Source organism: Streptomyces sp. KLMMK, from assembly GCF_036961605.1.
Classification (GTDB): domain Bacteria; phylum Actinomycetota; class Actinomycetes; order Streptomycetales; family Streptomycetaceae; genus Streptomyces; species Streptomyces telluris.
The window spans coordinates 1-9,131 of record NZ_JBAMDC010000267.1 but is presented as its reverse complement, the minus strand read 5'-3'; the positions used below and the strand labels follow the sequence as shown (position 1 = coordinate 9,131).

The 9,131-nt window shown below is 72.2% G+C and carries 10 protein-coding genes; 9 read left to right on the top strand and 1 reads right to left on the bottom strand.

From position 1 onward, the window contains the following. Nucleotides 1-64 precede the first annotated feature (64 nt). The 6 genes from V7793_RS27520 (at nucleotide 65) to V7793_RS27495 (ending at nucleotide 4,476) form a co-directional block, all read left to right on the top strand. Nucleotides 65-352 (top strand): hypothetical protein, encoded by a 288-nt coding sequence (locus V7793_RS27520; RefSeq protein WP_336011169.1) that lies wholly within the window; start codon nucleotides 65-67, stop codon nucleotides 350-352. Nucleotides 353-596: 244 nt separating this feature from the next. Beyond that, nucleotides 597-995, top strand: a complete 399-nt coding sequence (locus V7793_RS27515) for a VOC family protein (protein ID WP_336011167.1) — start codon at nucleotides 597-599, stop codon at nucleotides 993-995. Between the two features lie 113 nt (nucleotides 996-1,108). Beyond that, a complete protein-coding gene (locus V7793_RS27510; RefSeq protein WP_336011165.1) occupies nucleotides 1,109-2,659 on the top strand; it encodes an alpha/beta hydrolase in 1,551 nt (516 codons plus the stop codon). A 340-nt stretch (nucleotides 2,660-2,999) separates the two neighbouring features. Continuing rightward, nucleotides 3,000-3,188: a hypothetical protein gene (locus tag V7793_RS27505; RefSeq protein WP_168096111.1), complete on the top strand. Its 189-nt coding sequence runs from the start codon at nucleotides 3,000-3,002 to the stop codon at nucleotides 3,186-3,188. Between the two features lie 41 nt (nucleotides 3,189-3,229). After that, nucleotides 3,230-3,766 carry an RNA polymerase sigma factor gene (locus V7793_RS27500; protein WP_058043007.1) on the top strand — a complete coding sequence of 179 codons (537 nt, stop codon included), beginning with the start codon at nucleotides 3,230-3,232 and terminating at the stop codon, nucleotides 3,764-3,766. Continuing rightward, nucleotides 3,763-4,476 (top strand): hypothetical protein, encoded by a 714-nt coding sequence (locus tag V7793_RS27495; RefSeq protein ID WP_168096113.1) that lies wholly within the window; start codon nucleotides 3,763-3,765, stop codon nucleotides 4,474-4,476. Before V7793_RS27500 ends, V7793_RS27495 begins: the two co-directional genes overlap by 4 nt. 55 nt (nucleotides 4,477-4,531) lie before the next feature. Here V7793_RS27495 and V7793_RS27490 read toward each other — a convergent pair whose 3' ends face one another. Beyond that, the gene (locus V7793_RS27490) at nucleotides 4,532-5,038 is read right to left on the bottom strand and encodes a DUF6083 domain-containing protein (RefSeq protein ID WP_336011160.1); all 507 of its coding nucleotides are present in this window, start codon (nucleotides 5,036-5,038) and stop codon (nucleotides 4,532-4,534) included. Between the two features lie 312 nt (nucleotides 5,039-5,350). Between V7793_RS27490 and V7793_RS27485 the strand changes: the two genes are divergently transcribed. Genes V7793_RS27485 through V7793_RS27475 form a run of 3 tightly spaced genes read left to right on the top strand, consistent with a single transcriptional unit; the run spans nucleotide 5,351 to nucleotide 8,358 of the window. Further along, nucleotides 5,351-7,051 (top strand): phage tail sheath family protein, encoded by a 1,701-nt coding sequence (locus V7793_RS27485; RefSeq protein ID WP_336011156.1) that lies wholly within the window; start codon nucleotides 5,351-5,353, stop codon nucleotides 7,049-7,051. A 52-nt stretch (nucleotides 7,052-7,103) separates the two neighbouring features. Further along, nucleotides 7,104-7,628 (top strand): phage tail protein, encoded by a 525-nt coding sequence (locus V7793_RS27480; protein WP_058043010.1) that lies wholly within the window; start codon nucleotides 7,104-7,106, stop codon nucleotides 7,626-7,628. A gap of 7 nt (nucleotides 7,629-7,635) precedes the next feature. Continuing rightward, complete coding sequence (locus tag V7793_RS27475; RefSeq protein ID WP_336011153.1) at nucleotides 7,636-8,358, top strand: hypothetical protein; 723 nt, start codon at nucleotides 7,636-7,638, stop codon at nucleotides 8,356-8,358. The last annotated feature ends 773 nt before the right edge of the window (nucleotides 8,359-9,131 follow it).

Sequence of the window (9,131 nt, the reverse complement as noted above, 5' to 3'; positions counted from 1 at the left end):
CGTCTGCTGCCCTCCCAGGGGAGGACACCTCCGGGGCAGCAGACGGCCGTTGAAGGAGCCCTCCATGAGTACGTCCCGCACACCTCAGGACGACACCGACAAGGCAGCCCGCTCCCTTGCGTTGGTCAAGTGGGCGATGCTGCTGGCCTTCGGTGTGGTGGTGGCAGGCCTGACGGTCTTCACGGTCCTGGTTCTCGCCGATGCGGCCCGGCCCGACCAGGCCCTGAGGCTGACGGTGAAGATCACCGGATCCCTGCTGATCGTCGGCGCGACCGCGGCCACCGCCCTGAGGATCCGCAGCGACCGCGAAGGCCGGAAGCGACTGCGCCGAGCCCTGAAGAGCATGTTGTAGCCACCTCCCCCGCAACCCCGTAGACGACGCACGCACCCGACGCACATCGTGGACGACTCGTATCGCGGACCCTCACCCTCCCCCGGGTGGGGGTCCTTGTTGCTGTACGACACTTGGAACGAGGGGCCTGCGACCCGGTTACGGCCGGTGCGGCCGTGTCGACACATCTACTTCGGGGTGGCCGGGCCCCATGATGCGCCCGGAGTCAGGGATGAGGCGCCCGGAGACAGGGCATGATCACCGGATGCCTTCTCTCGGACTGGTGACCCTCGTCGTGCGCGACTACGACGAAGCCATCGCCTTCTACTGCGACGCCGTCGGCTTCGAACTGCTGGAGGACACCGCGATCGACGACGGGAAGCGGTGGGTGGTCGTGGCCCCGCGGGGAGCACGGGAGTCGGCGATCCTCCTGGCCAGGGCCGTGACCGGGGAACAGGCCGACCGGGTCGGGGACCAGACGGGTGGCCGGGTCGGCTGGTTCCTGAACACCGACGCGTTCGGCCGCGACTACGCGCGCATGCGGGCGGCCGGGGTCGCCTTCGAGGAAGCGCCGCGGAGCGAGCCGTACGGCACGGTGGCCGTCTTCCGGGACCTGTACGGAAACCGCTGGGATCTGATCCAGCTGAACGGCCGGGCGGGGTAGTCCGGCCGCGCCTTGAATCTCCCTCCAGGGGAGTTCTTACCGTACCGGCGAGCGGGGACGGCCCTTGCGGCCGGTTCCGCGGAGTGCGGTATGCGGTATGCGAGGAGGCGATCATGACGGCGTTCGTTCTGGTGTCGGGCCCTTTCACCGGGGGCTGGGTGTGGCAGGAGGTGACCGCCCGGCTCGGGGAGTCGGGAGCCGAGGTGTACCCGGCGACGCTCACGGGCATGGGGGACCCCCGCCGTCCGGCCGGGCCCGGCACGGACCTGGAGACGCACATCGAGGACCTGGTCCGGCTGATCGACGAGATCGACGCCCCCGAGGTGGTGATCGTCGGCCATGACTACGGCATCCACCCGGTGCTGGGCGCCGCCGACCGGCGGCCGGAGCGGATCGCCCGCATCGTCTACCTGGATGCGGGCATGCCCCAGGACGGTGACGCGGCCGTCGCGCTGGTGCCCGATCAGGCGGTCCGGGAGGGGCTGTTGCAGCAAGGTGGGCAGAGGCAGAGGCAGAGGCAGAGGCAGAGCGAGAGCGACCGGCGGATCCCCCCGCCGCAACGCGACGAGTGGCAGCTCTGGGGCAGCACCGAAGGCGTCCCCGCGGAGGCGCTGGCGCGCATGGACCGCCTCGCCGTGCCGCAGCCGGCGGGCACGCTCACCCAGCCGCTCCGGCTGTCCGGCGCCGGATCCGGAATTCCGACGACCGGCGTCCTGTGCGCCGCCAACGGGGCGAGCATCGAGATGGTCGAGTTCCTGGTGAGGTCGGGTCCGCCGCAGTACCGGTGGCTCGCCGACCCCCGGGTGACCTTCTTCGAACTCGCCACCGGCCACTGGCCGATGCTCTCCGTCCCGGGCGAGCTGGCCGACGTGCTGCTGCGCGCCGCCGCGGGCGAAGGGCACCGGGTGACCACGGCGCCGGGCGAGCGGCCCGGGCATCTGCGGCCCTTCCTCCTGGACGTGGAGGAGCGGCCGCGCGAGCGGGTGGGCGAGGTGGACCTCTACTTGCCGGATCCGCCGGGCGCACCGGACGCCGACCGGCCTCGTCCTGCGGTGGTGTTCGTCCACGGGGGCCCCGTAGCCGCGGACGCGCGGCCCACACCGCGGGACTGGCCCGCCTACGTCGGCTATTGCCGGTACGTGGCGAGCCTGGGAGCGGTCGGGGCGATGCTGGACCACCGGCTGCACGGCCTCGCCGACTACGCGCGTTCCGCCGAGGACGTCGCCGCGGCGGTCGAGCGCGTACGGGCCGACCCGCGCGTCGACGGGGATCGCATCGCGCTGTGGTACTTCTCCGGCGGCGGGCTGCTGTCGGCGGATCCGCTCGCCGAGCCCCCGCCGTGGCTGCGGTGCGTGGCGATGACCTATCCCGTGCTGGCGCCGCTGCCGGGCTGGGGGATGGTGGACGCCCGGTTCCGTCCCGTGCAGGCGGTGAGCCGGGCCGGGCGACTGCCGGTCGTGCTCACCCGGGTGGGGCTGGAGAACGAGGCGATCGCGGCGACGGTCGGGGAGTTCCTGAGCGCCGCGGAGGACTGCGAGGCCGGCGTCGAGGTGGTCGACGTGCCGCTCGGCCATCACGGGTTCGAGACGGTCGACCTCACCGAGGAGACGCGGGGGGCGGTGGACCGGGCGGTGCGGTCGGTGCTGGGGCACTTGATGGGCTGAGCCGAGCCCGCTTGACGGGCCGGGCCCGGCCTCCGTGGGGGAGAGGCCGGGCCGGCGTCGGCGTTCGCGTCGGCGTTCGCGTCGGCGTTCGCGCCCGTGTCGGCATCCGCGTCCGCGTCCGCGTCCGCATCCGCATCCGTGTCGGCACCGGATTACTGGACGATCGTCTTCCGTAATTCTTTACGTTCTGCCGTTGCACGATCCGGCCGCGGCGGTCGCCTTTATGGGCGGAGGACGAAGAAGGGTTCCTCCGACAGGGGCAGCAGGCGGCGCCCGGGGGAGCGTGCGCCGCCGGTGCGCCCGAGCCGCTTGTCCGCCGACCGGAGGGATCCCTGCTTCCGTGAAATCTCAACTCGCCGGCGACCTGCTCACCGCAGCGATGGTCGCACGCGTATTCGCCGGTGACGCCTGGCACCTGCTGCGGCGCGCCGCAGCCGCCACGGTACGCATCGGCCTGAACCAGCAGCCCGCGCCGCCGCGCCGCCCCGAGGGCGCACCCCGGCGCCCGCGGGTGGGAGGGATGCGATGAACCCCGGCCCCTCACGCTCTCCCCGCACAGGCGTCATTCCCGTGACCGGACTCCCCGCCGACTACCGCGCCTTCCACGAGCTCTACCGCGGCATCTACATCCACTGGGCCGAGCTCTACCTGCGCCACCGCCACGATGCCGAAGAAGCCGTCGACCAGGCCTTCGAAGAGCTCTACTTCGCCTGGTCCGAAGTGCTCTCCCAGGAATCCCCCAACGCCTACGCCTGGGCGGTGGTCCGCCACCGCACCGTCGACACGGCGCGGGCCCGGGGCCGGCGGCCCGCCGTCATCGACACCGCCGCCTTCGAGACCACCGCGCTCCACCACGCGCTCGACCCCATCGGCGAGCTCGAACACAGCCTGGCCGTCTACGACGCCATCCACGCCCTGCCCGAACGCCAGCACGACGTCATCGTCCTGCTCCACGTCCTGGGCCACTCCACCCGCGAGGTCGCCAGCATCATGGGCATCACCCCCGCCGGCGTGCGGTCCGCCGCCCGCTTCGCCCGCCACCGCCTCCAGCACGCCCTCGGCATCGACCAGGGCCCCTCCGGCGACGAAGGGGGGACGGACAGGTGACCGGCCGCACGTCGCTGGAGCTGGCCCTGGCCCGGGTACGGCTCGCCCGGCCGCCCTACACCATGGCCGACACCCAGGCGGCCGAAGCCCGGCTCGCGGCCCGCATCACCGCCCGTATGCTGCACGGCGCCCTGTCCTTCGACGACCAGATGGCCCCCGCCCGCACCGCGGCGGCCCGCACGGCCGAGCGGAGCGACCTGCCCCACCGGGCCTTCCGGCGCCAGCTGCAGGCACTGTGCCGCACCGTCGTCACCCGCAACCTCCACGAGCTCGGCGGCTTCCTCACCTGCCGCATCCTCGAACCCGCGGGTGCCCTCGTCCTGGGGTGCGTGCTGCACCTCGCCGAACGCGGGGACTCCGCCCAGTTCTGGTGGCAGTTCGCCGCCGGAGCGGGCAACCGGGGCGCGGCCTGCTGCCTCTACCTGCACCACATGGCCCTCGGCGAGCGCAGGGAAGCCGAACTGTGGCACGAGCAGGCGGGGCTCGAACACCTCATCCCCAAGACGCCCGAAACCATCGACCGCACGGACCTCAACGCGGTCCTGAGCCTCCTCGCCCACCTCCGCGGCACCAGCGTCTTCTCCGCCGCCACCAACGCCGTCATCGCCTACGTCCCCCACGCCCTCGACGACAACGACGCCCTCGACCTCCCCCTGCCCGACCCCGACTTCGCGGAACGCATCGAGGAGTTGACGTCCATCGCGTCGTAATTCGTGAACGGCACGGCGTTCCCCCAGGGGGGCGTCGCGCCGTCGTGTTCTTTGATCATTGAGGGGTGTCGCCCGCGTCCGGTTCGCCGGGTGGCAGGCCGGCATCAGCACGGTTGCGGAGCCAGGCCTCGGTGAAGGCGTGCGCCAGGTTGGTGGGGCGCGGACCGTGGCCGCAGACGAGACGGTGGGCGATGCGACAGCGATCGCCTAACGGGGTCGTCCCGTGTCGCCGGTTGACGGCAATACCGTCGTGCGCGATGAACCACTGCTGTTCTGCGGGGACGGCGGTATTGAGGAACAGTCGCCGGGGCTCAAGTAAAATCCAGCGTCCGTAGCCGGTGGGCCACCGGTCCTGGTCGCGCCCGCAAACGGGGCAGGCCGGGGCCGCCGGCGGAGGCGGGGCGGTGGCGCCTTCGTCCTCGGCTTGCCGGTTGTCGGCCTCGTCGATGTAGGCGGCGTAGCAAGGGTCGCAGAGGTGGCCGATGGGCATTCCGCGGTCGCGGGAGGATCCGTGGTCGGCGGGGCAGACGCCGTCGGTGGGCGGTGCGGTGGTGTCCCCCATTTGAGAGAGATTGCCGGGTCGCGCGCTGCCGCGACAGCGGCTCGGTCGGCCGTTTGTGCTGGTGGCCGGCGGAGCGAATGTGTCGCTGGTCGCCTTGTGGGTTGTCGGCGGGCGCGGACGTGGACATCTGTGCTGGCCGGGGAGGCGGTCTTGTTCGGGTGGCCCCGCGGCAGTCGCTGCGCTGAACGGCCCTGACGGGTCCCCTGACCGGGGGAGACACGCGTCGCTCGGTCGTCTGCCGTCCGGCATCGGTTCTTACGGTGGGACCAGATCCGCTCCGTAGCCCCCGTACCGTCGGAGAGAAGAGGCGTCATGCCGGTGAAGGTCAGCTACCCGGGCGTCTACATCGACGAGGTTAAGAGCTCCGTACGGACCATCACCGGCGTTCCGACGTCGATCGCCGCCTTCGTCGGCTGGGCGCCGCGCGGGCCGGACGACAGGCCGGTGCACATCACTTCGTGGGCCGACTACGAGACGCGGTTCGGTGGGCTGCACACGAACAGCCCCATGAGCTACGCCGTCGAGCAGTTCTACCGCAACGGTGGCTCGGAGGCGGAGATCGTACGAGTGGTGGCCAGCCCTGCGGCGGGCGCGCCGGCCCCGGTCCTGCCGATCGGGAAGAAGCCCAGGTCCGGGTCTGACACCCGCCCCACTCTGGCTCCCATCGGAGCCGGGGCGTGGGCGAAGGAGCTCGAAGCACGGGTCGAAGGGGTCCCGGACGAGGACAATGAGGAGAATGACAAGAAGGGCGTCTACAACCTGACGCTCACCGACACCGGCACCGGCGTGGAGGAGACCTACCTCAACGTCAGTACGGACCCGGACAGCCCGCGCAGCCTGCGAAGGGTCGTGGCCGCCTCGCAACTCGTCACGTGGGTCGGCGACGGCACGAAGCCGCCCGAGAAGAACGACCCCGAACCCGACGGCGACCGGGAGGGCGAGGGCGAGGATCAGCCCGGCGACGGCGATGGGCCCGGCGACGGCGAAACCGAGGGTGAGACGCCGGGGGGGCTCAGGGGGCGGCGGAGGAATGCGGCGGCGAGTGGACGTGTCTCGACGGTCGAGAATGTTCCCGAGAAAGAGGACTTTCCCGCTCTCGCGGACTACAAAGGCGATTCGGTGCGGAAGACCGGTCTCCAGGCGTTGCTCAAGGCCGACATCGTCAACCTTCTGTGCATCCCCGATGCCACGGAGAAGCTGGGCGAGGATGACGGCGAGGACCTGGTGCGAACCGCCGCGGAATTCTGCCGCGAGCACCGAGCCGTGCTGCTTGTTGATCCGCCGAGTGCGTGGAGCCAGCCCGCCACGACGGCAGGTGACGTCGCACAGTCGGCACGCACGCTTTTCGTCACCGGCGACCCCGCACGCAACGCCGCCGTCTACTTCCCCCGAGTGCTGGCGACGGACCTGCCGCGGGGCGGCCTCGTGCGGGACTTCCCGCCGTGCGGGGTCATGGCCGGCGTGATCGCCCGGACCGATGCGCAGCGCGGTGTGTGGAAGGCACCGGCCGGTACCGACGCGTCGCTCAACGGTGTTCAGGGGCTGATGATGCCGCTGACCGATTTGGAGAACGGCCAGCTCAACCAGCGCGGGGTCAACTGCCTGCGTGAGCTCCCCGCCGTGGGCCCCGTCGCCTGGGGCGCCCGCACCATGCGCGGGAACGATCAGCTCACCGACGAGTGGAAGTACCTTCCCGTGCGCCGGCTCGCCCTCTTCGTGGAGGAGAGCCTGTACCGGGGCACCCAATGGGTGGTGTTCGAGCCGAACGACGAGCCGCTGTGGGCCTCGATCCGGCTGAACATCGGCGCCTTCATGAACTCCCTCTTCCGCGAGGGGGCGTTCCAGGGCCGTACGCCGGCCGAGGCGTACCTCGTGAAGTGCGACCGGGAGAACAACCCGCAGAACGACATCGACCGCGGGATCGTCAACATCCAGGTCGGATTCGCGCCGCTCAAGCCCGCGGAGTTCGTGATCATCCACATTCAGCAGCTCGCCGGCCAGGTCCAGGTCTAGGTCCATCCCTAGGCCCGGTTCCAGGTCGCAGGAGGCAGGAGGAGCGAGGACGATGCCGGAGATCACGCGCCGGGACCCGTACAAGAACTTCCGGTTCCGGGTGAAGTTCGGCGGTGGTACCACGTACATCGCCGGGATCAGCAAGGTCAGCGGTCTGAAGCGGACCACCGAGGTGGTCAAGCACCGGGACGGCGGTGACCCGGGGACCAGCCGCAAGCTGCCGGGCCGGACCGAGTACGAGGCGATCACCCTGGAGCGCGGCTGCACGGCCGACACCGCCTTCGAGGAGTGGGCGAACAAGGTGTGGAGCCTGCGCAAGTCGGCCGGCGGGCTGGAGACCTCGCTGAAGGACTTCCGCCGCGACCTCATCATCGACGTGTTCGACGAAGCCGGGCAGCAGGTGCTGTCGTACTCCGTCCACGACTGCTGGGTGTCGGAGTACCAGGCACTCCCCGACCTCGACGCGAACGCGAACGCCGTCGCCTTCGAGCACATCAAGCTGGAGCACCACGGATGGGTGCGGGAGCCCACCACGCCGCCGCAGCTCCCGCAGTTCACCGACACCGCATCGGGGTGACGGCGTGGTGGCCGAGCTGACCGAGGCGCAGCTCCTGTCCGTGTGGGAGTCCGGGAGCGGGCAGGGCCCGCAGGACCGGGCCCTGCTGCTGGCCAGGACCGCCGCCGGGGACGCGGAGCCCGTCGCCGACCTCACCCTGGCCGCTCTCCACGCCCTGCTGCTCGGCTTCCGGGAGCGGGCGTTCGGCAGCTCCCTCCCGTGCGCCGCCGACTGCCCGGCGTGCAAGGAACCGCTGGAAGTCGCCGTGGAGACCGGCGAATTGCGGACGCCGGCACCGGCGGCCGTTCCCGGGGCGCGGACGGCGCCGCTCACCGGGAGCTTCCGCGCGGGCGGTCGCGACGTCACGTACCGTGCCCTGACCCTGCGCGACCTGCTGGCCGTCGCCCACGGCGGGTGCGACTCCCGCCGTGCCCTGCTGCAGCGCTGCGTCGTCGGCACCACCCCGGACGCGGGCTCGCTGCCGGGCCACGTCCTGGAGGAGGTGGCCCGGCGGCTCCCCGGCATCGATCCGGGAGCGGAGACGACGGTGGCCCTGGAGTGCCCCGGGTGCGGTCACACCTGGTCCGCGGAAGTGGACGTCGCCGGGCACCTGTGGGCCGAGATCGAGGGATACGCGCGCCGCCTGCTGTACGAAGTGCACGCGCTCGCCCGCGCCTACGGCTGGACGGAGCAGGACGTCCTCGCCGTCAGCCCCGCCCGCCGACGGTTCTACCTGGAGGCGGCGGGGTGAGCGACTTTGTGGACCGTCTGCTGGGCGCGCCGGGCCCGCGCCTCCGGCCACGGCTGCCATCGGTGTTCGACCCGGAGCCTCCCCGCCTGCGTGAGCGGGCGACGGACGGGACAGAGGGGGAGGGCGAAGGCCCCGTCGTGCCGGGTGGGCACGGCGGCAGCGGCTCGGCATACGGAACCCTCGGCGGGCCGGGCAGCGACCCCAGCCGCTCGCCCTCCCTGCCGCCCACCGGGCGCACCCACGACGCCGGCATCGCCCGTACCCGTCCCCCTTCCCACGGAACGGCACCATCCGGGACGCGGCCGTCGGGCCGGCGACCGTCCGGTTCAGGAAGTCCCGAGGCGGAGGACTTTCCGGGCATCGCCCCGGACGATCGGCTCACGGAAGGGAAGCGGGACTCCCACGAACCCGCGGTACCGCTCTCGGCACCGCTCTCCGCACCGTCCTCCGCTCGCTCCCACAGCCCCGCCCCCGACGGCGAACCACCCCGCCCGCCGACGGCACCCCCCGCCGCCCCACCGCCCCCACCTCCTACCTTCCCGGCCCCGCCTCCCGCCGGACCCCGGTCGGTCACCGCCCGCCCGGCGCCCGCCGCCGGCACCGCATCCCCCACCCCGCGGCACCCGGGCGAACCCTCCGCCGCACCCCCTTCTCCGCCCCGCCCCCAGGCAGCCGCGGCAGCCGCCCCTTCCCCGGCCCCCGGCGCCGCGCCGCTTCCTCCCACCGCCCACCCGGTCCGGCCTGTGCCGTACCCCGTCTCCCCGCCCGTCCCC

Coding starts and splice junctions, on each gene's coding strand:
- V7793_RS27490 (WP_336011160.1), bottom strand. CDS start 5,038: ATGGGGGACACCACCGCACCGCCCACCGACGGCGTCTGCCCCGCCGAC.
- V7793_RS27515 (WP_336011167.1), top strand. CDS start 597: ATGCCTTCTCTCGGACTGGTGACCCTCGTCGTGCGCGACTACGACGAA.
- V7793_RS27520 (WP_336011169.1), top strand. CDS start 65: ATGAGTACGTCCCGCACACCTCAGGACGACACCGACAAGGCAGCCCGC.
- V7793_RS27510 (WP_336011165.1), top strand. CDS start 1,109: ATGACGGCGTTCGTTCTGGTGTCGGGCCCTTTCACCGGGGGCTGGGTG.
- V7793_RS27480 (WP_058043010.1), top strand. CDS start 7,104: ATGCCGGAGATCACGCGCCGGGACCCGTACAAGAACTTCCGGTTCCGG.
- V7793_RS27485 (WP_336011156.1), top strand. CDS start 5,351: ATGCCGGTGAAGGTCAGCTACCCGGGCGTCTACATCGACGAGGTTAAG.